This is a genomic window from Streptomyces sp. NPDC085596 (genome assembly GCF_044541565.1).
Lineage (GTDB): Bacteria > Actinomycetota > Actinomycetes > Streptomycetales > Streptomycetaceae > Streptomyces.
In genome coordinates this window covers 54096-76158 of sequence record NZ_JBITTC010000012.1, presented here as the reverse complement: position 1 = coordinate 76158, position 22063 = coordinate 54096, and the positions used below count along the sequence as shown (strand labels likewise).

Annotated in this window: 45 protein-coding genes; 3 read left to right on the top strand and 42 right to left on the bottom strand. The window is 68.9% G+C overall.

Features of this window, described 5'->3' with window-relative positions; translation table 11 throughout:
* Window positions 1-30: 30 nt before the first annotated feature.
* Window positions 31-237 carry a hypothetical protein gene (locus tag ACIGA3_RS28535; RefSeq protein ID WP_399721120.1) on the bottom strand — a complete coding sequence of 69 codons (207 nt, stop codon included), beginning with the start codon at window positions 235-237 and terminating at the stop codon, window positions 31-33.
* A gap of 311 nt (window positions 238-548) precedes the next feature.
* Here ACIGA3_RS28535 and ACIGA3_RS28530 point away from each other — a divergent pair, with 311 nt between their 5' ends.
* On the top strand, window positions 549-893 hold the full coding sequence (locus ACIGA3_RS28530; protein WP_399721118.1) for a DUF6233 domain-containing protein: 345 nt from the start codon (window positions 549-551) through the stop codon (window positions 891-893).
* Window positions 894-952: 59 nt separating this feature from the next.
* Here the strand turns inward: ACIGA3_RS28530 and ACIGA3_RS28525 are convergent, their stop codons facing one another.
* From ACIGA3_RS28525 to ACIGA3_RS28470, 12 genes are all read right to left on the bottom strand, one after another.
* Window positions 953-1447: a hypothetical protein gene (locus ACIGA3_RS28525; protein WP_399721116.1), complete on the bottom strand. Its 495-nt coding sequence runs from the start codon at window positions 1445-1447 to the stop codon at window positions 953-955.
* Between the two features lie 163 nt (window positions 1448-1610).
* The gene (locus ACIGA3_RS28520) at window positions 1611-1862 is read right to left on the bottom strand and encodes a hypothetical protein (RefSeq protein ID WP_399721115.1); all 252 of its coding nucleotides are present in this window, start codon (window positions 1860-1862) and stop codon (window positions 1611-1613) included.
* A gap of 29 nt (window positions 1863-1891) precedes the next feature.
* Complete coding sequence (locus ACIGA3_RS28515) at window positions 1892-2698, bottom strand: Ku protein (protein ID WP_399721113.1); 807 nt, start codon at window positions 2696-2698, stop codon at window positions 1892-1894.
* 108 nt (window positions 2699-2806) lie between these two features.
* Entirely contained in the window at window positions 2807-3232 is a 426-nt protein-coding gene (locus ACIGA3_RS28510; protein ID WP_399721112.1) for a hypothetical protein, read from the bottom strand.
* 44 nt (window positions 3233-3276) lie between these two features.
* Window positions 3277-3648, bottom strand: a complete 372-nt coding sequence (locus ACIGA3_RS28505; RefSeq protein ID WP_399721110.1) for a GNAT family N-acetyltransferase — start codon at window positions 3646-3648, stop codon at window positions 3277-3279.
* Window positions 3649-3700: 52 nt separating this feature from the next.
* A complete protein-coding gene (locus ACIGA3_RS28500; RefSeq protein WP_399721109.1) occupies window positions 3701-3883 on the bottom strand; it encodes a hypothetical protein in 183 nt (60 codons plus the stop codon).
* Window positions 3884-3941: 58 nt separating this feature from the next.
* Window positions 3942-4157 (bottom strand): hypothetical protein, encoded by a 216-nt coding sequence (locus ACIGA3_RS28495; RefSeq protein ID WP_399721107.1) that lies wholly within the window; start codon window positions 4155-4157, stop codon window positions 3942-3944.
* 52 nt (window positions 4158-4209) lie between these two features.
* Entirely contained in the window at window positions 4210-4461 is a 252-nt protein-coding gene (locus ACIGA3_RS28490) for a hypothetical protein (protein WP_399721106.1), read from the bottom strand.
* 8 nt (window positions 4462-4469) lie between these two features.
* Window positions 4470-4694 carry a hypothetical protein gene (locus tag ACIGA3_RS28485; RefSeq protein ID WP_399721105.1) on the bottom strand — a complete coding sequence of 75 codons (225 nt, stop codon included), beginning with the start codon at window positions 4692-4694 and terminating at the stop codon, window positions 4470-4472.
* A 51-nt stretch (window positions 4695-4745) separates the two neighbouring features.
* Window positions 4746-4919: a hypothetical protein gene (locus ACIGA3_RS28480; RefSeq protein WP_399721104.1), complete on the bottom strand. Its 174-nt coding sequence runs from the start codon at window positions 4917-4919 to the stop codon at window positions 4746-4748.
* 7 nt (window positions 4920-4926) lie between these two features.
* Window positions 4927-5163, bottom strand: a complete 237-nt coding sequence (locus ACIGA3_RS28475; RefSeq protein WP_399721103.1) for a hypothetical protein — start codon at window positions 5161-5163, stop codon at window positions 4927-4929.
* Window positions 5164-5251: 88 nt separating this feature from the next.
* Window positions 5252-5386, bottom strand: a complete 135-nt coding sequence (locus ACIGA3_RS28470) for a hypothetical protein (RefSeq protein WP_399721102.1) — start codon at window positions 5384-5386, stop codon at window positions 5252-5254.
* 96 nt (window positions 5387-5482) lie between these two features.
* On the opposite strand from ACIGA3_RS28470, the gene ACIGA3_RS28465 reads away from it, so the two are divergent.
* Window positions 5483-5758, top strand: a complete 276-nt coding sequence (locus tag ACIGA3_RS28465) for an RNA polymerase subunit sigma-70 (RefSeq protein WP_399721100.1) — start codon at window positions 5483-5485, stop codon at window positions 5756-5758.
* Window positions 5759-6337: 579 nt separating this feature from the next.
* Here the strand turns inward: ACIGA3_RS28465 and ACIGA3_RS28460 are convergent.
* The 16 genes from ACIGA3_RS28460 to ACIGA3_RS28385 all read right to left on the bottom strand — a co-directional run bounded on the left by ACIGA3_RS28460 (window position 6338) and on the right by ACIGA3_RS28385 (window position 15006).
* Window positions 6338-6709, bottom strand: coding sequence for a DUF2493 domain-containing protein (locus ACIGA3_RS28460; protein ID WP_399721098.1), 372 nt, complete (start codon window positions 6707-6709; stop codon window positions 6338-6340).
* Complete coding sequence (locus ACIGA3_RS28455) at window positions 6706-7644, bottom strand: hypothetical protein (RefSeq protein ID WP_399721096.1); 939 nt, start codon at window positions 7642-7644, stop codon at window positions 6706-6708. Before ACIGA3_RS28455 ends, ACIGA3_RS28460 begins: the two co-directional genes overlap by 4 nt.
* Before the next feature lie 208 nt (window positions 7645-7852).
* Window positions 7853-8425, bottom strand: coding sequence for a hypothetical protein (locus ACIGA3_RS28450; RefSeq protein ID WP_399721094.1), 573 nt, complete (start codon window positions 8423-8425; stop codon window positions 7853-7855).
* 46 nt (window positions 8426-8471) lie between these two features.
* Window positions 8472-9119: a hypothetical protein gene (locus ACIGA3_RS28445; RefSeq protein WP_399721093.1), complete on the bottom strand. Its 648-nt coding sequence runs from the start codon at window positions 9117-9119 to the stop codon at window positions 8472-8474.
* Between the two features lie 136 nt (window positions 9120-9255).
* Window positions 9256-9606: a hypothetical protein gene (locus ACIGA3_RS28440; RefSeq protein ID WP_399721091.1), complete on the bottom strand. Its 351-nt coding sequence runs from the start codon at window positions 9604-9606 to the stop codon at window positions 9256-9258.
* A gap of 22 nt (window positions 9607-9628) precedes the next feature.
* Entirely contained in the window at window positions 9629-9814 is a 186-nt protein-coding gene (locus tag ACIGA3_RS28435) for a DUF6011 domain-containing protein (protein WP_399721089.1), read from the bottom strand.
* Window positions 9811-10230: a hypothetical protein gene (locus ACIGA3_RS28430; RefSeq protein WP_399721088.1), complete on the bottom strand. Its 420-nt coding sequence runs from the start codon at window positions 10228-10230 to the stop codon at window positions 9811-9813. The genes ACIGA3_RS28435 and ACIGA3_RS28430 overlap by 4 nt, the downstream gene beginning before the upstream one ends.
* Window positions 10231-10299: 69 nt before the next feature.
* On the bottom strand, window positions 10300-11133 hold the full coding sequence (locus ACIGA3_RS28425; protein ID WP_399721086.1) for a hypothetical protein: 834 nt from the start codon (window positions 11131-11133) through the stop codon (window positions 10300-10302).
* 28 nt (window positions 11134-11161) lie between these two features.
* Window positions 11162-11329 carry a hypothetical protein gene (locus ACIGA3_RS28420; RefSeq protein ID WP_399721084.1) on the bottom strand — a complete coding sequence of 56 codons (168 nt, stop codon included), beginning with the start codon at window positions 11327-11329 and terminating at the stop codon, window positions 11162-11164.
* Between the two features lie 34 nt (window positions 11330-11363).
* Complete coding sequence (locus ACIGA3_RS28415; RefSeq protein ID WP_399721083.1) at window positions 11364-11549, bottom strand: hypothetical protein; 186 nt, start codon at window positions 11547-11549, stop codon at window positions 11364-11366.
* Window positions 11546-12169, bottom strand: a complete 624-nt coding sequence (locus ACIGA3_RS28410; protein WP_399721082.1) for a hypothetical protein — start codon at window positions 12167-12169, stop codon at window positions 11546-11548. Before ACIGA3_RS28410 ends, ACIGA3_RS28415 begins: the two co-directional genes overlap by 4 nt.
* Window positions 12166-12474, bottom strand: coding sequence for a hypothetical protein (locus tag ACIGA3_RS28405; protein WP_399721080.1), 309 nt, complete (start codon window positions 12472-12474; stop codon window positions 12166-12168). The genes ACIGA3_RS28410 and ACIGA3_RS28405 overlap by 4 nt, the downstream gene beginning before the upstream one ends.
* On the bottom strand, window positions 12471-12887 hold the full coding sequence (locus ACIGA3_RS28400; protein ID WP_399721078.1) for a hypothetical protein: 417 nt from the start codon (window positions 12885-12887) through the stop codon (window positions 12471-12473). Before ACIGA3_RS28400 ends, ACIGA3_RS28405 begins: the two co-directional genes overlap by 4 nt.
* A gap of 37 nt (window positions 12888-12924) precedes the next feature.
* Window positions 12925-13347: a hypothetical protein gene (locus ACIGA3_RS28395; protein ID WP_399721077.1), complete on the bottom strand. Its 423-nt coding sequence runs from the start codon at window positions 13345-13347 to the stop codon at window positions 12925-12927.
* Window positions 13344-14030, bottom strand: a complete 687-nt coding sequence (locus ACIGA3_RS28390; protein WP_399721075.1) for an ATP-binding protein — start codon at window positions 14028-14030, stop codon at window positions 13344-13346. The genes ACIGA3_RS28395 and ACIGA3_RS28390 overlap by 4 nt, the downstream gene beginning before the upstream one ends.
* A gap of 7 nt (window positions 14031-14037) precedes the next feature.
* The gene (locus ACIGA3_RS28385; protein WP_399721074.1) at window positions 14038-15006 is read right to left on the bottom strand and encodes a helix-turn-helix domain-containing protein; all 969 of its coding nucleotides are present in this window, start codon (window positions 15004-15006) and stop codon (window positions 14038-14040) included.
* A 182-nt stretch (window positions 15007-15188) separates the two neighbouring features.
* Here ACIGA3_RS28385 and ACIGA3_RS28380 point away from each other — a divergent pair, with 182 nt between their 5' ends.
* Window positions 15189-15386, top strand: coding sequence for a hypothetical protein (locus ACIGA3_RS28380; RefSeq protein WP_399721073.1), 198 nt, complete (start codon window positions 15189-15191; stop codon window positions 15384-15386).
* Between the two features lie 71 nt (window positions 15387-15457).
* On the opposite strand, the gene ACIGA3_RS28375 is transcribed toward ACIGA3_RS28380, so the two are convergent.
* The 13 genes from ACIGA3_RS28375 to ACIGA3_RS28315 form a co-directional block, all read right to left on the bottom strand.
* Window positions 15458-15769, bottom strand: coding sequence for a hypothetical protein (locus tag ACIGA3_RS28375; RefSeq protein WP_399721072.1), 312 nt, complete (start codon window positions 15767-15769; stop codon window positions 15458-15460).
* 20 nt (window positions 15770-15789) lie between these two features.
* Window positions 15790-15972 carry a hypothetical protein gene (locus ACIGA3_RS28370; protein ID WP_399721071.1) on the bottom strand — a complete coding sequence of 61 codons (183 nt, stop codon included), beginning with the start codon at window positions 15970-15972 and terminating at the stop codon, window positions 15790-15792.
* The gene (locus ACIGA3_RS28365) at window positions 15972-16235 is read right to left on the bottom strand and encodes a WhiB family transcriptional regulator (RefSeq protein WP_399721069.1); all 264 of its coding nucleotides are present in this window, start codon (window positions 16233-16235) and stop codon (window positions 15972-15974) included. Before ACIGA3_RS28365 ends, ACIGA3_RS28370 begins: the two co-directional genes overlap by 1 nt.
* Window positions 16235-16675, bottom strand: a complete 441-nt coding sequence (locus ACIGA3_RS28360) for a hypothetical protein (RefSeq protein WP_399721068.1) — start codon at window positions 16673-16675, stop codon at window positions 16235-16237. Before ACIGA3_RS28360 ends, ACIGA3_RS28365 begins: the two co-directional genes overlap by 1 nt.
* Window positions 16675-17001: a hypothetical protein gene (locus ACIGA3_RS28355; RefSeq protein ID WP_399721066.1), complete on the bottom strand. Its 327-nt coding sequence runs from the start codon at window positions 16999-17001 to the stop codon at window positions 16675-16677. Before ACIGA3_RS28355 ends, ACIGA3_RS28360 begins: the two co-directional genes overlap by 1 nt.
* A 64-nt stretch (window positions 17002-17065) precedes the next feature.
* Window positions 17066-18664, bottom strand: a complete 1599-nt coding sequence (locus ACIGA3_RS28350; protein WP_399721065.1) for a DNA cytosine methyltransferase — start codon at window positions 18662-18664, stop codon at window positions 17066-17068.
* Entirely contained in the window at window positions 18661-19293 is a 633-nt protein-coding gene (locus ACIGA3_RS28345) for a hypothetical protein (RefSeq protein WP_399721063.1), read from the bottom strand. Before ACIGA3_RS28345 ends, ACIGA3_RS28350 begins: the two co-directional genes overlap by 4 nt.
* The gene (locus ACIGA3_RS28340; RefSeq protein ID WP_399721061.1) at window positions 19290-19691 is read right to left on the bottom strand and encodes a DUF6205 family protein; all 402 of its coding nucleotides are present in this window, start codon (window positions 19689-19691) and stop codon (window positions 19290-19292) included. Before ACIGA3_RS28340 ends, ACIGA3_RS28345 begins: the two co-directional genes overlap by 4 nt.
* 2 nt (window positions 19692-19693) lie before the next feature.
* Entirely contained in the window at window positions 19694-20005 is a 312-nt protein-coding gene (locus ACIGA3_RS28335) for a hypothetical protein (RefSeq protein WP_399721059.1), read from the bottom strand.
* Window positions 20002-20208 (bottom strand): hypothetical protein, encoded by a 207-nt coding sequence (locus ACIGA3_RS28330; RefSeq protein WP_399721057.1) that lies wholly within the window; start codon window positions 20206-20208, stop codon window positions 20002-20004. The genes ACIGA3_RS28335 and ACIGA3_RS28330 overlap by 4 nt, the downstream gene beginning before the upstream one ends.
* Window positions 20205-20735 carry a hypothetical protein gene (locus tag ACIGA3_RS28325; protein ID WP_399721056.1) on the bottom strand — a complete coding sequence of 177 codons (531 nt, stop codon included), beginning with the start codon at window positions 20733-20735 and terminating at the stop codon, window positions 20205-20207. The genes ACIGA3_RS28330 and ACIGA3_RS28325 overlap by 4 nt, the downstream gene beginning before the upstream one ends.
* The gene (locus ACIGA3_RS28320; protein ID WP_399721054.1) at window positions 20732-21256 is read right to left on the bottom strand and encodes a hypothetical protein; all 525 of its coding nucleotides are present in this window, start codon (window positions 21254-21256) and stop codon (window positions 20732-20734) included. The genes ACIGA3_RS28325 and ACIGA3_RS28320 overlap by 4 nt, the downstream gene beginning before the upstream one ends.
* Window positions 21253-22002 (bottom strand): exonuclease domain-containing protein, encoded by a 750-nt coding sequence (locus tag ACIGA3_RS28315; protein ID WP_399721053.1) that lies wholly within the window; start codon window positions 22000-22002, stop codon window positions 21253-21255. Before ACIGA3_RS28315 ends, ACIGA3_RS28320 begins: the two co-directional genes overlap by 4 nt.
* Window positions 22003-22063 lie beyond the last annotated feature (61 nt).

The window sequence follows — 22063 nt, the reverse complement described above, 5'->3', positions numbered from 1 at the left end:
TCCTCTGCTCGCGGCCAGGATGGCAGAGGGTCATGCAGTCTCGGGCCATTCCGTCAACAGCTCGCCGGTGGTCTCGTCGGTGAGGGTGACGCGCGCTCCGGGCTGCCCGTATTCGCCGACGGTCTGTGTGTGTTTGCGGCGGGCGACGGCGAGGTTGTTCCACCAGCCATGCATGGTCGACTGGCCATCGAGCGTGAGGTGGAGGTGGTAGCGGCCGGGGGTGGTGCTGTTGGTCACTGTGGAGGGTCGCCAACGATGGTCTGGTGACCGCAGTCCTGCCAGGTCACCGTGGCACTGGCGACACCCTCGGGCTGTTCAACGCGCATGGTGTGAGAGATGTGCAGGCAGAGGGGACAGGGAAAGGTCACGTGCACGGCTCGCAGGGTGTCGAACGGGGTGATGTCTGGCGTGGGGATGCTGTCGCGGACTTGCTCGCAGTACTGGTCCCACTGGGCTTGCGTCCACCGCACGGGTGTCTGTAGATCCACTGGTCCTCCTCAGTTGCCCTCAGGATGGCAGGCGTCTCCGACACTCCTATTACCGAACGTATGCACGACCAGCCTGCGTCTGACCGTCTCTCCCAGCTGCGCTTCCTCGAACGCGTACAGCACGAAGACCTCGCCCGCACCCGCCGCTGGATCGCCACCGAAGAACGCCGCCAGCAAGAGCAGCGCCGTGGCGAAGCCCGTAAGCCGCCAGCCCCGGACTGGGTCATCGACTACGGACTGAACCGCGACGGTCTCCCCCTCACCGTGCACGCAGGGGACTGCCACATGCTCGGGAAGCGCGCGCGTGGCGTGGATGCGGGGGTGGCGCGGCGGGCGCTGGTCGAGGGCGTGAAAGCGTGCGGGTACTGCCGGCCCGACACGGAACTGGGCGTCCTCGACGGGTGAGCGTAGGAAGCCAAAGGCCCCGCCTGCGTGAGGTGCAGGCGGGGCCGAGCATGGTGAATTCAGCGACGGCCATCGCGGATCTGGTAGATCCGGGCCCGAGACAAGCCGGTCGTCTCCACCAGCCGAGCCACGGAGGCACCGTTCGCCAGCGACAGGCGGACGAGGTCGTTGAACTGGCGGTCGGTCTCGGTGAGGTCATCCTCAAGTGCCTTGCGCATCTTCGTCTGCCGGTCCAGGAGCATGAGGGCGGACTCGACTGCCGGTCGCTTGCGCTGCACGATGGGTGCGTCTTCGTAGGTCAGGCTGACCTGGATGCCCCGCTCCAGGATTGTGACCGGGGCGCTGAAGTGGATCGCCTTGACTGTGAGCTGGGAGGGGTTCTGCTGCCGGACGACGCCGTCCTCGTCGGCCTTCATGCTGCCCGGCAGGGCGACCATGTCTACCGCGCCGTGGATGCCTCCGAGGTTGGGGTGGGCGTCAGCGGCAGCGATCCAGGTGCGTCCGGACCAGGTGAAGCGGTCGCCTCGGCAAATGTCGTTGATCGTGGCCTGCATGGTTTTCCCCTCCGCCGCCACCGATGTGTAGCGCGCTACACGTAAGATGCCACCCCGAGAGTGAAATGTCAAGCGCGCTACACATGGCCTCGCGGACGCCCCCGCCGTGCATGTCGGAGGTTGCGGCATGGCAGGCCGCCGACACCGCGCTGGGGGTGCTCGATTAGCTGGCTGTGGTCAGGATCTGGTCGGCGGCGCGCAAGTAGTCACTCCGATGTCGAGGGGCGGTGCCATCTTCCAGGAGGGAGACCGTTTTCAGGATCGTCCAGGTGTCGTGCACGGTGACTGTCTCGCTGAGCTGCATCACCAGCCCGACAAGCTCCAGGTAGTCCGCACTTGATCGTTCGGGAGGGCGAGTCTCGTCCCACCAGTAGATGATGTAGGCGACGCGTTCGCGTGTAGGGATCTCGGTCACGCCCTCAGCATGCCGACCCTATGTCGCATTTATGTCGCACACTCTGTGCTCGTGTCGCGCGCTTCGCGGGCCTGGGCCACGGACTGGTTGAGTGCGGTCATGAGGTCGAGGATCTGCGCCGGCTGCTCGGGCTCGGGCGCGGCGGGCAGCGGATGGTGTTCCCGCTTGGCGTCGATGACGGCTTGTACGGCGTCGGTGTAGTGGTCGCGGAGGTCGTCGCCTTCGAGGTTGTCGCGGGTCATGGTGTCCATGAGTGCGAGCGCGCTGTCGATCTCCTGGTCGGTGACCGCGGCGGGTGCGGGGGCGAGGCTGTCGGGGTCGCGGATTTCGTCGTCCCAGTGCATGGCGTGGAGGACGAGGACGTCGTCGCGGACTCGGAGGAGGCCCAACCGTTCGCGGCCGGACCACGCGTATTTGGCGACGGCAACCCGGCTGGAGCGGGCCAGTGCGCGGGCGAGGAGCTTGTACGGCTTGGCGGCGACGGGCCCGTCGGAGGCGAGGTAGTAGCCGTCGCCGATGCGGATGGGGTCGATGGAGTCGAGCGGCACGAACGCCACGATCTCGATGGCCTTGGCGGTGGGGAGGGGGAGGTTGCGGAGGTCGTCGTCACTGATCGGGATCACCATGTCCTTGGTGAGCGGGTAGCCCTTCCCGATCTCCGACTGCGGGACTTCCCGGTCCTCCAGCTCGCACACCTTCCGGTACCGGACCCGGCCGCCGTCTGCGGTGTGGATCTGGTGGAACCGGACGCTGTGGTCTTCGGTCGCGGATTGGACGCGGATCGGCACGGTGACCAGGCCGAAGCTGATGGCCCCGCTCCACACTGTGTGCGGCATGATCGTCCTCCGCTCGCCCCGAGCACGACCAGCCTACGAGCCGGGCAGGTAGCCTGCACGACAGTGCCCCCACCTGCTTGCTCCAGGTGGGGGCACGCGTGTTGGCTCCTACTTCACGGGCGTCGCGTAGGACCGGAAGCCGATCCGTTCTGCCTCAGCGGCCAGAGTCTCTCGCCAACCCGTGGGCGGCGGGTGCTCGGCGCTCTCGCCGTCGCCGTTGTAGTACAGCCACGGCTCCGGGTAGGCACTGGTGCCGATGAACTCGATACCGAGTCGCTTGGCGTCGGCGAGCAGCGTGTCGACGGCGACGGACAGGCCGCTGCGGATCTTGGCGTTGCGGACCGGGTAGCGGGTGTGCAGGGTGCCCTCGGTGGAGACCTGTCCGGTGTCGGGGTCGTTGTTGGCGAACCCGTCGTCGGTGTATTCGAGGGCGGCGTGCCAGCCGCCGTAGGGCTCGTCGTTGATGCGTTCGGCGAGTTGGCTGTAGGTGACGGTGATGCCGGTGGACCAGTACCGGCCCGACTTGCTGATCATGTGTCCTCGCTTTCGTGGTGGGTGTCGTGCCCGGCCGGGCGAAGTCAGTGGCGGGTGGCGGCCCGGATCATGCGGTAGGGATCTTCCGGTCCGGGGTCCGGGCGGAAGCCGTGCCGCATGTACCAGGCGCACAGGTCGTCGTGTGAGAGTCCCGGTTCCTGCCAGGACGGGAATGGCGCGGCGGCCAAGCCGATCGGGAGGCTGGGGGCGTGTGCCAGCACGGCGTGCAGCAGCCGGGTGGCATGGCCGCATCGCCGGTAGCGTGGGTCGACTCCGATGTGGCTGATCCACAGTGGGTCGATGTCCAGGGCATCGAGGTAGCCGACCTGGCCGCTTGGGGTGTGCAGCTCCCACACGAGGCGCGGGGCGTCTGCGTGAACGCGGATCAGGCGCACATCAGCGTCGGCAAAACCCATCTCTGGTCTCCTCGCTACTGGGTGTCCTGCCCGGCCGGGCGGGAGCACAGGCTCAGGCGGTGCGGGTGGTGGTGCTACTGGGCGCGGCCCACTCCAGCAGGCTGTGGAGCTTGTCGCCGGACTTGGTGACGAGGGTGAAGGGGATGTATCCCAGGTCGCTACGAACTTCCTTGGCTTCCTGGGCGGCCATCTTCACGGTGACGGTGCCGTCATTCTCGATGCTGACGATCTCCACGGCTGGGGTCCTTTCGTGGCGGTGGTCGTCCCGCCCGGTGTGGGCGGGACGGTGACGGTCAGGCGGTGAGCTGCGCGGCGAGGGCACGGAGGTCGCCCAAGCGCAGACCAGTCCAGGGCGCGTCAAGGTAGACGCGAGTCGTTGCGGTGAGGACGACCATCTCGTCCGGCTCGCCCGCGTACACGGCGAGGACGTGCTTGAGAGCCTCAGCCGGACTGTTCGGTGCATCGCCGTAGCGGTCAACGGCCTCGCGGTGGGTGCGGTCCGAGTTCATGACGTGTCCTTTCTGGGTCGTCCGCCCCGCCCGAGTGGCGGGGCGGTGGTGCTCAGACGTTCTGGTCGCGTTCGGCGGAGTACAAGCTCGCGGTCTCGCGGGTCGCGTTCAGCTGGACGGCACGGATCAGCAGCTGCTGCGTGTCGCCAGCGATCCGCGTAATGTCCCCGCAACGGAGGCCCTCGTCGATGTTGTCGGCGAACCGGGTGAGGGCGTCGGCGAGGTCGCGGGCGTCGCGGGCCAGTTGCTCGTGGCCTCGGGTGAGGGTGGACGCGGTCATACGGTCGGCCATCGACTCGGGCATCACTGTCCTCACTTCTCGGTGGCGCGGTCGGCGTGCGTGATGCCGATGCGGGCGGCGTCCTCGCGGCTGAACCGGTGCGTGTAGGCGTTGTCGTCCACCGTCGTGGTGGTGATGAGCTCGTCCGCCGTGACAGCGGTGATCTCGTAGTCCCGCACCCGGTTCGTGGGAAGTGGTGCGCGCTCGAAGCGCACAACGTCCCCCTCACGGAAGACCTGGCCGTCGATCTCGAACATGAGCTACTCCCCTTCGAGGGCCCCCGCTCTGCGCGAGCGGGGGCGAACGGTTCAGGCGTTGCGGCGGTCGTTCACGACCAGGGCTACCGTCCCGGCCGCCAGCAGCAGCCACAGGCCCCAGACGAGCCACAGCCAGGCCCCGAGGTTGAGGCCGGCGGTGAGGGCGATCGCGGCGGCCAGGGACGCCGTCGTGCAGGCGATGTTGGCCTTCAGGCTGGTACGCATCAGGGCCTCACTTCTTGGTGGCGGCCTGCGCCGCGCGGATCTCGTCGGCGGTGACGGTCTCGTACCACCGCCACAGGCCGTCCTCCCAGTACTCGACCTTCGCGCTGGTGGCGGGACTGTCGGCTCCGAGGGTGGCGCGGACGAACTCGTAGGTCTTGGCCTCACTGGTGAACGAGGAGGTAGCCTCCACATCCGGGCCGATCACGGTCACGCGCCACGGCTTGGACGGCTTCTTCACGGTCATGTGGTTCTCCCTTGCTGTCGGATGGCTTGTGCTGCGATCCTGGGAGGCGGGCCCCGGAGTTGTCGTCAGCATCTCCGGGGCCCTTCTCTCACCCCTTGCGGTGTCGGCCCTTCGGCTTGCGCTTCCGGTCCTTCCACGTGATGGCCATCGAGATGGTGTTGACCGCGAAGGTCGCTGCCGTGAGGGCCAGGGTGATGATCTCCCCTGTATTCAGTTGTCTCACCTCCTCTCTGAGGAAGTGGCTCAATTCTAGGGCACCCTAGAATCCTTTGTCTAGTGCTCCCTTGAAAAAGATTCGATAGCGCCCTAACCTGGGCCTATGCCAACCCCCGCCGACCGCATCCACCAGCACATCACCACAGCCGCCGCCGCCATCACCGCCGAACTCGCAGCCATCACCGACCCCATCGAACGCGAGAAGACCGCCCGCGAAGCCCTCAAGATCCCCGACCTCACCACCGCCATCCGCATCCAGCGCGCCCAAGCCGTCGAAGAACTCAAGGCAGGCCGCACCCTCCGCGAAGTCGCCGCACTCCTCAAGGTGTCCACAGGACGCGTCGACCAGATCCTCAAAGAAGGGCGCGCCCTTCAGTGAGCCGGCCCGCAATCGGCTGGGACGGCATCACGTGGCACGGCGGCGGACCCGACATCTGGACGTGAACGCACAACCGCCCCATCTCAACCACGGAGACGGGGCGGAAGGCGGTGCGCCGGGTAGCAACTCCGGTGCGCGGCAGCCGATCGGACGACACCCCTAGGGTGCCGCACTGCCACTACCAGCATACGTCGAACGCCCGCCACACAGGCGGGCGTTCAAACAGACGCGGTGCTGTCCGACTGTCCACCGACACGCGAGGCCGAAGAGAACCCCCACCACTACCTGTCCACGGCCTGCCTGCACGGCAAGCACGGCTACTCCTGCCGGTGCCGTGTCGCGCCTTCAGCCCAGTCTTCCCAGCACGCGCGCCCGTTGGCGCCTTGCTTCGGGCCGACGTGGTTGCCGGGGTGGCGGGCTTCGCGGGTGCATTGGACGGTGCCGCCGCCGAGTAGGTAGCGGCCGGTGAGCGTGGCGGTGCACGGGTTCCCGTGGACAGGCTCAGTCCATGTGTGCGGCATCGGATTCCTTCCGGTTGGGGGCCGCCCCCGAACACAGGGAGGCGGCCACACGGCGGGGTCAGGCGGTGTAGCGGCGGACGGGGATGCCCGCCTGTTCGGCGAGCCGGGCGCAGTGGGTGGCGCCCCGACTGCCGTCCCGGATGAACGCGAGCACCAGGTCGGCGCCAAGGTCGACCATGGCCCTGTTACGGCGCGGGCCAGCAGCCTTGCCGTGCCGCTGCCAGTCGGCGGGATGCCGCTCGATGGCGGCGCCATACTGGCGGGCCCACAGGTCGGCCATGGCGTCAGCGCCACGCGGGCAGTCACCGTGCACCACGACCAGCTCCCGGCTGGCGGGCACACTCTCGGCGGCACGAGCCAGCGCTGTCTGGACGGCACCCACATCGGCCCATGTGCGCGATCCGGTGACCAGGATGCGGTAGGCGGTCACCGTGTCTCCTCGCTGACGCATCCGCAGCCGCAGGCCACGTCTGGCATGTCGTCGACCTGGTGCGGGCCGTGGGGGCAGTCGTCGGTCATGCACGGCCAGCAGCGGGTCGAGTGGACGGTGACGGTGATCGGCGTCTCCTCGCCGCCGTCTGCCGCAGGCTGGGACACGGCGGAGGCTTGTTCCACGGTGTAGGTGGTCGTCTCCCGGACGATCCGCCGCTGCATGGGCGTGCCGTCGGGCCATGTGGGTGTCCGCTGGCTCCGGAACGCGTACCGGAGCACGGCGTTGGGGAGGCCGGTGAACGGGCTACTCTCGGGCTTCCAGTGGTCGCCGTCGAGGAGTTCGATCCGCCAACGGTGCAGCGGCTCGTGCGCTTCGGTGTCGGGCTGGGGTGCCTCAGCGGCGCGCTGCCGCCCGCAGCGCGCACCCTTCAGCCACTCCCGCACGTCCGCCGTAGTGACAGCACGCCCCTCACGGTCGGCGATAGCGCAGCACTCACCGACGAACGCGAGCGCGTCCTGCGCACGGTAGAGCTGGAGACCGAGATCGGCCGCTAGGTCGCGGGCCTCCTCTGCGGTCAGCTCGTCGTCAGCGGCGTGGCCCGGCGGCGGGGACACCACCACAGACGCGGCAGCAGCGTCCGGCTCCGGCTCGTCGGCCCAGTAGTCCGGACGGACAGGCTCCCAGTCGCCGTAGGTGACGCGGCGGCGGACCAGAATGCCGCGCTGACGCTCACCAGGAACCATGTCGCCACCCCCGTCCGGGTGCGGAAACCACGTGTGAAACTCCCACTCGGGCGGCGGCGTACACGGCAGGCTGCTCTTACGGATGGGCTCAGGCAGGTCGTCGGTCTGGGTCACGGTCGTCTCCAGTCGTAGGGTCGGGGGTGCCGGCTCGGCGGTGTTGACGTCACCGCCGAGCCGTGCGCGCGTCATGCGGGTCACCTGCGGCCAGCGCAGGCGGGGCAGAGGTCGACGAGACGGCCGCCACGACGGCGTCCGGCCCAGCCCTGTCGCCTGCCGTCTGCGCGAACCTCTCGCGGCGTCACCGAGGCGAACGAGGCAGGGACTGCGGCGCTGGCAGGGCAGTCGGTGGTCTCGTCGGGGCCGTCGCAGTAGACCTCGGTGCCGATCGGGCGGGCGGTCATGCCGTCCACCCACAGGTGCTGATCTTGGTCTGGTCACCGGGGGCGTAAGCGCGCACCGGCTCCGGGCCGGGGCACTCGGACGGGGACGGTCCGGCGAGGTCTTCCCGCAGGACGGCGGCCCGCTCCTGGTCAAGCTCCAGCCAGTACGGCTCGCCGTCCGGCCCGGACAGGAGGACGGTGACGGTGTCGTCGTCGCCCCACATCACGTCGTTCAGGCCCCACCGGAGTGGGGTCGGGTCGTCGGCGTCGGCGATCGCGCTTGCGGAGTGCAGGTGGAACGGGGCGCGCTCGGCGGCGAGTTCGGCGCGGAGGCGGCGGATCTCGGCGGTCAGCGCGGGCACGTCCTGTCGAGCGTGAGCGATGAACTCGGCGTCGGCCATACGCCAGGGGCAGTCCGCGACGGTCTGATCGATAATGTCGCCGTCGTCGGTGCATTCGGTGTTCACCCAGTAGTAGCTGCGGTGGGTGTCGTTCGGGGGGAGCTCGACAGCCGTCCACTCGCCAGGGGTGGCGGCGTCCGCGCGGGCGTCGATCTCGTCTAGCTGCTGGTCGGTGAGCAGCTGGGTCATCAGGTCTCCAGGCGGGCGTGTTGGGTGCGGGTGCGGTACTGGCAGGTCAGACGGCGTGCTGGTTTTCGATGGGGTGCTTGCACCGGGCTTCGACAACGCACCCCTCGTGCTCGTGGGCTATGTCCAGGACCCACTGCGGGATCTCGTCCCACATCAGCCATGCCGAGTGCTCGAAAACCGCGGTGACGAGGAGCCCGCTCTCACCCCAGGCGAACCGGAACCCCCACACCTCACCCATCGACCGGCTGCCGGCGCAGTACAGCGGCGGCACACTGCCCGGAGTGACGCTGACGAAGTGCTTGCGCGGGCCGGGGATCTTGAAGCTGCGGTCTTCCGGGGATTCCTCCGGCTCGGACCAGGCGGTGATGTGAATCCAGCGGGCTCGTCCGGTGGGTGACTGCTCGTCGGGGCGCCCGAAGACTTCCATGTCGGTGCGGGCTTCGACGGTGAAGCCCGTATCTCGGAGGGAGAGCATCCACCGGTAGAGGTGGGTGGCGTAGCAGCCTCCGGGGAGGTTGGTGTCGCTGCCGGGGAAGGCGACGACGACGGCGGTGTTGTCGCGTTCGTCGCGGGCCACGGTCCATGAGGCGGCTGGGGTGGTGTCGGGGAAGTGCTGCTGCATGTGCTGGCTGACGTGTTCGGCGAGTGCCCAGTCGGTGGGTGTGGTGACGGGGTCGGGGAGGGTTATGGTCACGGGTTCTCCGGGGTGTACGGCGGGTTGGGTGCGCGGGAGGGCTTGTACGCGTGTGTGGTGCGGTGTGGCGGGGTGGGTGGTGTCGGGGTCGCGGGTGGGGCTGCCGGGCCGCCTACAGGCCGTCAGGTGGCGGGGGTCAGGCGACGTCGAGGAGCGTCACGGGCACGGCGCCGGGCTCGCCCTCGCTGCTGCGGTCGAAGTACCAGGTGCAGTCCGGGTCGTCGCCGCGAGCCGGGTCGGGGCGGCGGAAGACCACCCAGTGCTCGGTGATGGCGTCCTCCCACTCGCCGACCGTGCTCGCCTGGTCGTCGGCGAGGTTGGCGAGGTGGCAGAAAGTGCGGGCGTGCCGGTTGAAGGCTGCGAGGGCGCGGCGGGTGCCGGGGTGGCCGAGGGCGAGCATGTCGCCGTCCTCGCCGATGTGGCAGACGGGGATGCCGTAGTGGGTGGCCTCGGTCTCCGGGTCGGTGATCACAGTGTCGGTGGTCATGGGGTTGCCTTTCAGTGTCGGGTTACAGCGACCACAAGGTCGGCTGCATGGGTTGGAGGTCTAGTTCTGCCTGGCCGGGCATTTGGTCGGGGTTGCGGCTGATGCGGATACGGGCCGGACGGTGGAGGCGGCGGGCGCAGACGGGGCCGTAGCCGGTTGCGGTCGGGCGTTTCAGGCGACGACCGCAACCAGCGCAGCGGACGGTCACGGGGCCTGGCTGGCCGGGTCGTTGTCGGGCTCGCCGGGGTCAACTTCCGGGTGGGTGAACCGGACCGGCTTGTCGAGCGACCGGGCGTAGGCGATCTCCGCGATGGTCGACGAGCCGATGTAGTCGCCCACGACGAGCACGTCGTCGGCGAGGCGGATCTTCGCCCGGTGCAGGTCGTCCAGGGCGGTTTTGATCCGCTCCGCATCGGCCGGGTCGGCCCACAGCGGGTGCGGGGCCTTCATGTTGCAGCCGGGCTTGACGACGATGTAGCCGCTCGCGGTCAGTTCCAGGTCGGCCTCGGTCATCTCTGCCATGAAGCGGGTGCTTCCGCAGATCACGACGATGGGCGGCAGACTCAGGCCGTACTTCGCTGAGGCGAGCTTCTCTTCGGGGGTGTACAGGTTCGGGTACGACACGGGGTCCTCCGGAGGTGTGGGATGGTGGGTTGGCTGGCCGCCCGCGCTCCCTGCGGGCGGCCGGTGCTGCTACTGGGCGGTGGTGGGCCGCTCGGTGACGGTGGTGGTGCGCTCCATCAGCCGGTGCTCCCAACTCGGCTGCTGTTCACGCCGCCAGGCGAGCTTCCCGAGTGCCTGGCGCTTGGACTCCCACGAGTAGCGGAGGCCGTGCTGCTGCCACGGCTGGCTCGGCGTGGGCCGGGACTGGACGAAGTAGCTGACGCGGGTGTCGGCGGTGTAGCGGGGGGTGCAGGGGGCGTCGCTGCCGGGCGGGCGGTGACCGGCGGGCTTGGTGCACTGGCCACCGCCGACGAACTTCGTGTCGCAGCGGTCGACCGACAGCTCGTCGGCCGGGATCGCGTCGGCCATGCGGCGCAGCTCGGCGCCGACCGACTGGGGGCTGGCGTCGATGTCGAAGGACTCCGCTACGTCGGCGGCCTCGCGCAGGACGGCGGCCCGGTCCACGGGCGCGGGCAGCACGGCGCTGATCTGCCGACGCAGCTTGTCGACTTCGGCTGCCGGAGTGATCAGGTCGAGGGCGTTCTCCCACGGGTCGTTCATCGAGGAGTGCTCACCGATGACGTTCTCGGGGGCGACGGCGTAGGCAAGGCTGTCAGCGATGTCGTGCAGGTTGTCGCGTTCGCGGATCACCTGCTCGAACTCGCGGTCCGTGCGTGCCGCCTGGTCCCGCGCTTCGGCAAGTCCGGCGCGGAGGCGACGAATCTCGTCGGCCATGGCGGCTGCGGCATCGGCTACGGGGTGCGCGGAGCAGCAGGCGAACCCGAGGTCGGGGTGCTGCTGGTAGGCGGCGATCGCGGGGGCGATGGTGTCGAGGTCGAAGGGCTGGGTGGTGGTGTCGCTCATCTCGGTCTCCTCGGTGGTGGTTGGTCGGCTAGGCGGTGGGCTGGTCTTCGGTGACGGACTCCAGGAGGCTGTGCGTCTGGTCTCCGGCGGTGCTGACCTTGTCGGCCCAGATCTGGCCGAGGTCGTCACGGATGGCGGCGGCTTCCTCGGCGGTCAGGGTGAGGCGGACGGTGTTGTTGCTGCGGTCGATCTGCACGGCGGGTCTCCTCGGCGGTGGGTGTTCGCGGGGTCTAGGCGGCTGTCTGGCGCTCGTTGACGGTCGGGTTGGGGCGTTGGGTGTTCGGGGTGCCGACAGTCCGGCAGAGAGCCGCCCAGTGCGCGTCACGCTCCGCCTGCGTCCACGGCTCCCCCGCCGGCTTGCGGGCCTCGGGGCGGACGGGCACGGACTCCAGCAGCAGACGATCCAACGGGCTCATGACCGGCCCTCCTCTTCGTGCTTCGACTCCCAGAGCGGGCAGTGCAGGACGGGGAACTGGAAGTCGTCCGGGCCCTCGGAGTGGGTGCAGGACTCGTCCCAGTCGTTGCATCCGCAGTGGTAGCCGGGGTGGCACTGATGCCTGAAGTCGGTGGACTCGGGCTGGTAGTGCACGCACGTCTTGCAGGTGCGCAGTGCCGGGTTCTGCCAGCAGCGCGTCATGTGGTCCTGCACCTGCCGCAGATCAGCGCGGGTGAAGCGACGACAGAACCGGCACTGATGCCGCGACACAACAACCGGCATCGGCAGGTCCACGAAGAGCTGGTCGTAGTTCGCCGGCTTGCGAGTGACGCGGAACGCGACCAGCAGATGCTGCGCAGCTGCGGCGGCGGTCAGCCGGGCGAATGGATCAGTCCACGGGATCGCATCGTTGGGCGCGTCCGATAGACACGAAGCGATCTCGTGCCGGCTGTTGAGGCTGGGGCCGTTCAGCGCCTTGAAGTCGAACGCAGTCAGCAGCTGGGTGGCGGTGTCGTGGTCGTTGACGATCTCCGGGCCGATGTCGCTGGTGATCCAGGCGGCGAGTTCGGCCTCGGCAACGGTGGTCTGAACGGCGGTCATGCGGCGGTCTCCTTCGCTTCAGCGGTGCGGGCGTCGTGGCAGGCGGTGAGCGCACGTCCGTTGTCGTGGCACGGAACTCCCGGTGTCACTCCGCAGGTGGTGCACACCGCGGTCGCAACCGCCCACGTGGACAGCCGTTCCGGGTGCAGCTTCGACAGGAGCCGGCCGGACTTGCGGAGGGCGCAGGGCTTACCCGGCTGGGCTTTGCAGTGGGGGCAGGTGACCTTGCGGGCGGGGTGGGCGGGCGTGCGGAGCGTGGCACGCAGGCTCGCGGGCATCCGGGCCGCAGCCGGGCGGGCGGTCATGCGGTTGCCTCGGTTGCGGCGTTGATGAGGCGGGCGATGTCGAGCAGGTAGTCGCTGCCGCCGTCGAGGGCGTAGTCCTCGGTGCCGTCCATGGCCGTGCGAACGGCGACGACATCGGCTTCGATTTCGAGGAGCTGGGCCAGCAGGGTGCCGACGCCGGGGTGCATGGCGGCGATGTAGGCGGCGTGCTCGCGGGTCTCGGCGTCTGCGATGTACTGGACGGGCGGGATCTGCGGCTGGTCGAACTCCCGGTACTCGCCCTGGGCGACGATGCAGAGGCAGGACTCCATGGTGTCGGTGTCGCTGCACTCCTCCACGTGCCAGGGGCGGCTACCCCAGTGCTCGGTGGGGACGGCGGTGGCGAGGCCACGGAGCCTGTCGGCTGCGGCGCGAAGTTCCTCGGCAAGGTTCATGCGGTCTCCTCGGTGGTGTTGGTGGTGCACTGGCCGGTCACGGGGCGGTGATCTCGTTCGCGGTGAACCCGTCCGGCCGGTAGCCGACGTGCGCGGCGAGGAGCTGAGCCGCCGCCCGGAGAAGCTGGTCTTCCTCGGAGTGGGCGGCTTCGAGCGCCGTCCGCCAGTCCCACACCAGCGACTCCACGGGGTGGACGTGCGGCTGAACCAGGGCGTGAGCGAGCTGGTTCAGGGCCAGCAGCCCGCGGCGGAGCGCCACTCCGAGGTATCGGCCGCAGGTCGGGCAGAGCGGCCAGCCGTCACGGTCGGCGAGGTGTACGAGGTCGGGGATGCAGGGTTCGCCGCAGCGGTGGCATTCGACAGCGCGGCCCTCGCGGCGGATGGCGGCGCGGACGGGGTCGAACGGGCCGCGCCAGTCGTCGGGTTCGCGGCGGTAGCGCAGGGAGGTCAGGGGGTTCATGCGGCGCCGCCCAGGCGCCGGTCGCGGCCTTCGAGGGTGACGACGGTGGTGGTTTGCGCGAGGCGGGAGGTGATGCGGGCGCCGAGCTGGTCGTGGAGGTCGGTGCCGTTGGGGTTGGCGACGGGCAGGTTGCTGGTGATGATCAGCGGGCGGCATTCGTTGTACCGCTCGTTCAAGATCCTGTAGGTGGCTTCCTCCGTGAACTCGCTGATCTTCTCCGTGCCCAGGTCGTCGATCAGCAGCAGCGGGATGCGCATCAGCCGCTTCACCTCGGCCTCCGGGCCGCGGTCGCTGCCGTTCGGCCGCATCAGCGCGTACATGTCCGGGGCGGTCAGCGCCAGAAGCTCGAACCGGTCCGGGCCGGCTTCGGCGATCCGGCGCAGCGCCCCGTATGCCTCGTGGGTTTTGCCGGTGCCGAAGGTGCCGGTGAGGAACAGGATTCCGGCGGTTCGCGGGTCACAGGTGGCGCGGTCGGCCCAGCCGATCACCTGGGGGTGGGTGGCCACGGCCTGCTGGTAGCGGTAGGGGGTGGCGTTCTCCCAGCGGTTGACGGCGATCTGGGTACGCTGACGGCGGTGGTACTCCGGGTGGCCGGGCTCGTCAGGGGTTGGGGTGTTGTCGACGGGGCCGGCGGTGATGTGTCCGAGTCCGCGGGCGTCGAGGGCGCGTTGCAGACGCTGCATGATCACGTCATTCGCCAGAGGCGTGGGGTCGGGCATGGAAGTCGAATCCGTTCCGGTAGACAGAGGGGTCGGCAGGGGGCTCAAAGTGCTGATGGCGCTTGGTCGGTACGGCGCGGAGGTTGGGTTTGCCAGTGGACTGCTCGTCGGGTTCGTCGTCGTAGCAGCCCTTGTTGAGCCAGGTGGCCGGGTACTTCGTGTACTTGGGGTCCTGGTTGGCGCGTTCGCGGGCGTAGCCCTTGGCGCGGTCGACCATGTGCTGCGGGTCCACGCCGCGTTTGATGGCGGCGATCCACGCCTTCTTCGCGGCCTCGCGGTCACGCTTCTTCGGATAGATCAGGTAGAAGGCGCCGAAGGCTTCGAGGTGGAGATCTGCGGCCGACTTGTCGTCGGTCTGAGCCGCAGGCGAAGAAGAGTCTTTAGGTAGTTGTTCGTCTTTAGGTTCGTCTTTTGGTTTGGCGGACGTGGACGTCCCCCCGCTGTGACGTCCACGTCCGGTCGCTGTGACGTCCACGTCCGGGGGGACGTCGGCGTCCGGGCGGACGTGGACGTCCGGACGCTTCGGCGCTGATTCCTGCTCTGGCCTGGACTGATTGGCGCGGCGCGTTTCAACGCCGCGCGCGCGGGCGGACGCCAGCGTCCGGGCGGACGTCCGCGTCCCCTCGTCGTCGCCAGCGCGGCCCTTCGGCACGCGGTTCTCGACCGCGAGGTCGTACACGGTCGGGCGCTTGTCCGCCGCGATGTGTGCAGCCTTCCCCTGGTCGCCCTGGCGGATCAGCTTGAGTGCTTCGAGGTCCCGGAGGTCTCGACGCACGGAGCGTTCCGACTTGCAGGTGTAGGCGGCCAGCCGGGCGAGCGACGGGAATGATCCCCGCCCCTTGGTGTCGGCGTGGTAGGCCAGCCCGGTCAGGGTGGCGACCAGTTGGGCGGGCATGGGCGGAGCGAACTCCACTGCCCACTTCATGGCCTCGGTGCTCACGTGTTCTTCTCTCGTTGGCTCTGGTCAGGACATGCCGAGTAACGCCCTTTCAAGGGCGGGCTTTCGAGCGCCTTTCCGTATTCCGATACTACCTCAGGGTGTGTAGTCACCCGCAATACATCAGCAATACGATCTAGGGGGTGGGGGTGTGTAGCCGGTGACCAGTCGGCTACCCTGTCGACATGACGACGAAGGGAACCCCTGGCCGCATGGTCCGCATCGACGACGCGATGTGGGTGGCATACGGCGAGCTGTGCGAGGAGGAAGGCACCTCCCGCGCCGATGACATCCGTCGTCATGTCCACCAGCGCGTCAACGCGTGGGCCAAGAAGAAGGCAGCCTTGCGCCGGCTCGAACGCCTCCAGAACCCTGACAGCTGACACGGTCCCCTCCCTTCTCTCCTCCGGGCCCCGCACTTGGTGCGGGGCTTTGTCGTGTGCGGGGTGGTGGGTTAGCTGAGGTCGGGGACGACGAACCAGCCTGGCTCGGACTGCGGCTCGACCCCGAGGCGAGCCGCTGCGGTGCGCAGCGCCTGGTCCCATGCAGCGCGCTGCTCGTCGTCGGCGGTCTGCGGCGTGACGTGCTGGAACTCGCCGAGGTCGACCTCCTTGCACTGGGTGGTCAGGAAGGTCATGTCGCGGTCGTAGTCACCGGCCAGCAGGTACCCGACGCCCTCACCGAGCTCGGTCTCCTCGATGTGCTCGGGGTCGGTGTCGGGGATGCGGACGCCGTAGGCGAAGTAGGTGGAGTGGTACATGCCCATGTCTTGCGCTCCTTGGCGGGTTATCGGAGTTGGCGGATGAGGCTGGCGGTGACGTCGTATTCGAGGGCGAGGTCTTGGGCGCGTTCTCCGTCGGCGAGGCGGCGGGCGATGTTGGCGCGCTGGACGGTCGTGAGTTTCGGCTGTGCCCACGGGGAGTGCCGGCGGGGCCGGTTGTTCCACGAGTACTGGCTGGCGGTGGCCATCAGGCGGCGGCCTTCGTGCGTGCCGCCTTGAGCCTGCGGTTGATCTCCTTCTTCACCGACCGTCGTTCCTCCGGGGTGAGGCCGCCGCGGACGCCCCACTGGTTGTCGCCGGTGTTCATGGCGTCGCGGAGGCATTCGCGGCTGACGGGGCAGCGGGCGCAGATCTGGCGGGCCCACTCGGTGCGGGTCTTGTCGCTGTCGGGGAACATGGCGTCCCCGGTGCCGATGCAGTTGGCGTTGTCGCGCCAGGCGTGACGATTCATCAGGCTGCTCCGAAGATCTGCTGGTACTGGGTGTTGAGGGCTTCACGCATCGGCTGGTCCGTGACGTGACGGGGGTGGACACACGAGGCGTGGCCGCAACCGGCGAGGACACGGCCTACGGGGGTCCTGCCGTGGGCGACGGTGAATGCGATACGGCGGGCGGTGTGGTTGATGCCGTCGTGCTTGAGGGTGGGGAACCCTTCGCGGTATGCGCCGGTCCACGTGAGGTGTCCGTCGCCGGTGTCGCAGGTGCGGGCTGTCCAGGCTTGTTCGAGGGTGATCGTGCTGGCACGCGTGGCGTCGGGGAGTTCGAGGTCGCGGCGGATGCGGCGGACTCGCTTCGTGGAGGTGTGCAGGGTCTGGCCGATGTAGCGGTCGGATCGGCCTTCCTGGAGGAGGGTGATGATGTCGGCGCGCGAAACGCCGGCGGGCCCGGGCATCACGCGGCCTCCCGTCGCGCCGCAGCTGTACCCCGCCAGGTGCGGACTCCGGAGTGATGCGTGGTGGGTCGGGTGGAGCAGGCCCAGCCAGCGGTGCGGATGTAGCCCTGGTCCTTGAGCAGGGTCATCAATCGCCCCCAGTGGGCTTGCGGGTTCGGGGGTTGCGGGAGCCGGTTGGCATCGACCACCTCGTAGGTGGTGAACACCCGCCCCGTCGCGGCGGCGGCCACGAAGGCGGGCCACACCTCGGCGAGCCACGTCTCGTAGTCGTCGGCCCGCGCGGGCGGTTCGGGGATGCTGCCGTCGAGGGCAGGCTGAACGGTCATGGGTTCCTCCTGTCGGAGGGCTACCGGGCCCGCCACTGCTGGGCGGGCCCGGTGCCTGCGGCTTTCAGGCAGCGAGTTGCGTGTCAGGCATCGCGTATCGGTCAAGCTCGTTGCCCGTGATGGCTTCGACGAGCGCGCAGACCAGGACTTCGGCGGCGTTCGGGGTGACGGCGTTGCCGTACTGGCGGACCTTCTCTCGCTTGTTGCCGAGGACGATGTAGTCGTCGGCGAAGCTCATGGCCCTGCCGATCTCGTGGGGTTCGAGCATCCGGAAGAGGACGTCGTCGATGTCGATGTCGCCCTTCACGAGGGCGTACTGGTCGCGGGTCGTGAGCGCGCCGATTGGCTCGTTCACCGAGCGGGGGGCACCGTTGCCGTAGTACGGGATCAGCATGTGCTCGGATGTGCCGGCCGGGGCGACGAGTCCGTGGTGGTTGCCGGACGCGGTGACGGTGGCCAGGGACTCGGACACCGGGCGGGCGATGCTGCCGCCGCCGCGGAGTTCGGCGATGAACGGAAGCCAGGCGAGCCCGGTCTCGTTGCGGGTTGTCATGGTGCGTAGCGGGCCGTGCGCGGAGGCAGCGTCCTTCCCGTCGCGTCCCTCAACCGGGATCATGAGCGGCGGCACCATCAGCGCGTCGTTCTCGCGGGTGGTCCGGGCGGGCATCGGCTCACCGACACTGACCGCGGCGTCCCGCCAGGTGCCGCCGGCTGGGACCATCATGGGGACGGGGCGGGCGAACTTCCTCAGCCCGGCCTCGATGCGCTTGAGGGTCTTCTCGGCGAGGGGCTTGGCGCGGTCTCCGATGCGCTGTCCGGAGATGGACCAGTCGATCGCGGCGGCGGCGGGGAGGGCTTCGGGTTCGACGATCTGGTTGCGGCAGCGGGTGTTGGGGCAGCGGTAGAGGTACTGCTGGCGGTAGCGGCCCATGTCGCGCTTGGGGTCCTTGAACACCTGCATGGCCTGGACGTGGGTATCGCAGCCGGAGCACCAGGCGCGAGGGCGCAGCCACTTGTCCCAGTCGGGGGTGCGGCCGAGGGACTCGTGCCAGTAGCCGACGTACAGGCGGTCGCGGGACTGCGGTGCCCGGTGAACGGAGCGCGGGTTGGCGTGCATTGAGTTGAGGGCGATGATGCGGGTGCGGTACCCGAGCTTGTGGATCTCACCGATCCAGCGGTCCCACTGGTCCCAGGCGCGGACGTCGACGACGTTCTCGACGATGCCCGCCTTGACGAGACCGCCGCGCTCGATGACGCCGCGCAGGTACAGGGGCACCTCCTCCATCAGTGCGCGGGACTCTTCCTCGGCGGTCGGCTGGTCGTCTTCGTCGTCGAGGCCGGCGAGGAGGTCGAGGAGGCTGCCCTGCATGGCGTTCTGGAAGTCGCGCTTCTTGCCCTTGGCGACGGACCAGTTGGTGCACTCCGGGCTGGCCCAGAAGATGTCGGTGACGGGCCAGTCCCAGACGGGCGCTTTGCGGATGTCGCCCTGGTAGTGGGATGTGGTGGGGAAGTTCTCGGCGTGCGATTCGATGGCGAGCTTCCAGTGGTTCGCAGCTCGCTCCACGCGGACGCCGGGCACGGCGTGGACGCCCTGCGAGGAGCCGCCGGCGCCGCAGAACCAGTCCATGACGGTGAGTGCGGTGTCGTCGTGTCGGTAGGTCATCGCATTACCGCCGGGATGTTGAGGGGCCAGGTGACGCCGTTGAGTGCACGCCGGTGGGTGTCGGGGAGGACGGCCAACGGGTAGCCGAGCCAGTGCAGCCCCATCGCCGCCAGGACGACCGAATCCGCCTGGTCGTAGCGTCCTCGGCCCTCGCACGGCACCCCGTACCGCTCGATGACGGCGTCGCGGACCATGCCCTTCGCGGCGGTCTTCCGCTTGTTCGGCGGGAGATCCTTCGCGGGGTTGGCGACGCCGCAGGCGTAGATGATGCGGTGCTGCGGCGGGCAGATCGCGAAGGGGATGCGGCGGCGCCACAGGTCGTGGCGGATCAGGCCGCGGAGGTAGGTCATCTCCTCAACGCCGGGCCGGTAGCCGACGGACATGGCGACGCCCTCGATGACGACGAGGCTGGTCTCGTCCGGGATGCGGTCGGCTATGGCGCGGCGGTGGAACTCCAGCCGATCGTGCCCGTCACGGCTGCCGGGGATGAGGGCTTCGGCGGTGTGACCATCACTGATGCCGGTGCAGGTCAAGGAAAGATCCAGGCCGTACACGGTGGGCCAGTCAGCGGGCCGAGGCCCGGCCACCACAGTGGTGGCCGGCGCCTCGGGGTCGAACAGGGTGGTCACGCGACACCGTCCTCGTCAGGCCAGACGATCTGCGGGGTGACCTTGACGGCGCGCCCGTCACGGATGACGACCCTCCACAGGTCGCCGGTCTCTTCGCCCTCGCAGTCGAGACGGCCGCTGAAGGTGTGGCCGGGGAAGGCGTCGATGATGGCCTGCACGTGCTCGATGAGGTTGTACGCCTTGAACGAGTCGTCCCATCGGGGCAGCACCGTGGACGCGGTCTTGCGGATGAGCTGGCCGTCGTCGGTGTCGACGGTCTCCTCGTCGGCGCGCAGCCGGACGTCGTAGGCGGTGCTGTCGTTGGCGCTGCCGGGCAGGAAGGGGCTGTCCTTGAACTCCTGCCAGGTGAGCGGGGGTTCGATGTTGATCTCTCCGGTGACGCGGGTGTAGTAGCCCATGGTCAGTTCTCCTGCTGGTCGTTGCGGATGGCGTCGCGGAGTCGGTCGAGGCCGGTCCATGCGGGCATGGCGTAGAGGAGTTCGCACTCGTCGCGGAGGGCGAGATCACAGCCGGGTTCGGTGTCGACGGCGGGCGCGGTGATGACGGGCGCGGTCGGCAGCGGCGCGGGAGAGGTCGGCTTGCGACGCAGCCAGCGGACAACCGCGAAGATCACGCGCACCAGGAGGGTGACGGCCCCGCCGGCGAGGATGAGGGCGCCGACGAACGCGCTAGCCACGCAGGCGTTCATGAGGGTGGTCGTGTCGACGTTCACGCGATCACCTGCACGATGTGGCCCTCTGCGCAGCGGATGAGGTCGCCGTGAACACTGGCGGCGGTGTCGACACCGCAGTCCGGGCAGTGCACGAACTGCTGCCCGCAGATCGCGGCGTGGGGGCGGTGCAGGCCGGTCGGCCAGACGAGCTGGAACAGCCACCGCAACGGCTGCGGCAGGGCGAGGACGGCTTCGCGGGTCATGACGCCTCCCCCCTGAAAACCTCGGGGTGGGCGGCCTTCCACTCCAGCCAGTGCTGCATGGGCTTGCCGCCGATCGTGTGGACCTTGTCCATGACCTGCTCCAGCGGCAGCCGAATGGCGTCCTCGGGGGAGGGAGAGTCGGGCGGGCCAGGTACGAATGCTGGTCCGGACGTCCAGGTCGTGATCCGGTAGCCCCAGTCGTCCTCGCCGTACTTGATGAACACCCGTGTTGGGTAGCCGGAGGCCACGTCCAGGGGGCGCTGAGCGAGCTTCGCCTGGTAGCTGTCGTTGAACCAGTGCTGGATGTACTCGCGGATGAACGAGGCGAGCATGTGGGCTTCGCGACTGTTGGGCTGTTCCACGCTGGCGAACGGCCAGGGCGGGTCGAAGTGGGTGCCGGTTTCCGTGGGGGTGCCGAGGTAGGCGGCGACGTAGTGCCAGCGGGGGTTGAAGCTGGAGACGACGGGGACGCGGAGCAGGGTCAGCGGGTGGTCCACGATGGCGTCGGTTCCGAAGGGCCAGGTCACTTGTCCCACCTCAGCTTCGACTCGCGGCGGGCCTGCCACTTCGAGCCCTCGGCGACTTCCGTGGTGTTCAGGCCGAGGGCGTCATCGAGCTGCTTCTGCAACCCGTCCGCGCGACGCTTCTCTCGGTCGTGGTCGGCCATCCACGCCACAGCCGCGCCGTTCAGGCGGGCGACTTCGGCGATGAGCTGATCCCAGTTGAGGTGCAGCTTCTGATCGCCGAGCGTGTCAGCGAGTGCCTTGCGGTGAACGTCGTGCTCTTCCAACACGTCCGGCACCGTGCGGCGGCCCCCGTACTCAGCCAGTCGGGCCTTGGCTTTGGCGAGGTCGTCGGTCAGGCAGGCGTTGACGATCACCGTGTTCGTGTACTGCTCCTCCAGCGACACGTATTGGCTGGCGATGCGGCGACGCTCGCCCTCGGCCTGGTCGTGCCGGGCCTCGGTGTCGAGGACGCGACGGCGTAGGCCGTCGATCTCAGCGAGCGCCTTCTCGTAGCGGGCGCGGGTGACGAAGGGGAGTTTCACTGGGTGCCTCCACGCTGGTGCGGGATGTAGGGCCACTCGGGGCGCACGCTGTCGGCCTGGTGCTCCTTGCCGGGCGTGGAACGGAAGTAGGCGGCCAGGGATTCGGCCTGCTCGCGGGCCCATTCGGTCTGCCACTGATGCAGATCCGTCAGCGACGCCTTGCCGATCTCGCCGTGCGTAGAAGCGATCCGCCACGCCACCCGGCATGCAGCGACAGCGTCCGCGTCGGCGGTGTGCGCGGCGTCGAGGGGGACTTGCCAGTGGCGGCATAGGTCGGTGAGGGTGCGGCCCCCGCGCCGGAACTGGTCGACGTGCTTGTCGAGAACACGCGGGTCCACGACCCGCATGTCGGAGCCGACAATGTCGGTGAGCGGCTGCACGCCATACCGTCGGGCCTCGCGGTCCAACATCGTCAGGTCGAAGCTGGCGTTCATCGCGACGATCGGGATCTCCGACAAGACCACCGCAGCGAGCGCGGCGATCACCTGCTCGATGACCTCACCCGCCGGACGGCCCTCCGCGCGGGCCTTCTCCGAGGTGATGCCGTGGACGCGGGCCGCGGCCTCCGGAATGTCCACGCCGGGGTCCGCGAGCCAGTTCGCCGCGGCCAGCGGCAGGCCCGCGCGGACCTGGACGACGCAGGCGGTGATGATCCGGTCCCGCTCGACGTCGATGCCCGTCGTCTCCGTGTCGAAGCCGGCCATGCGGCCCAAGTACCAGGGTGGGGCTGTGGTCTGCTCGGTCATGTCTGTGGTCTCCTTGGGCGGGGCAGCCCCGTAATTCGGATACGGGGCTGCCCCTTGCTTG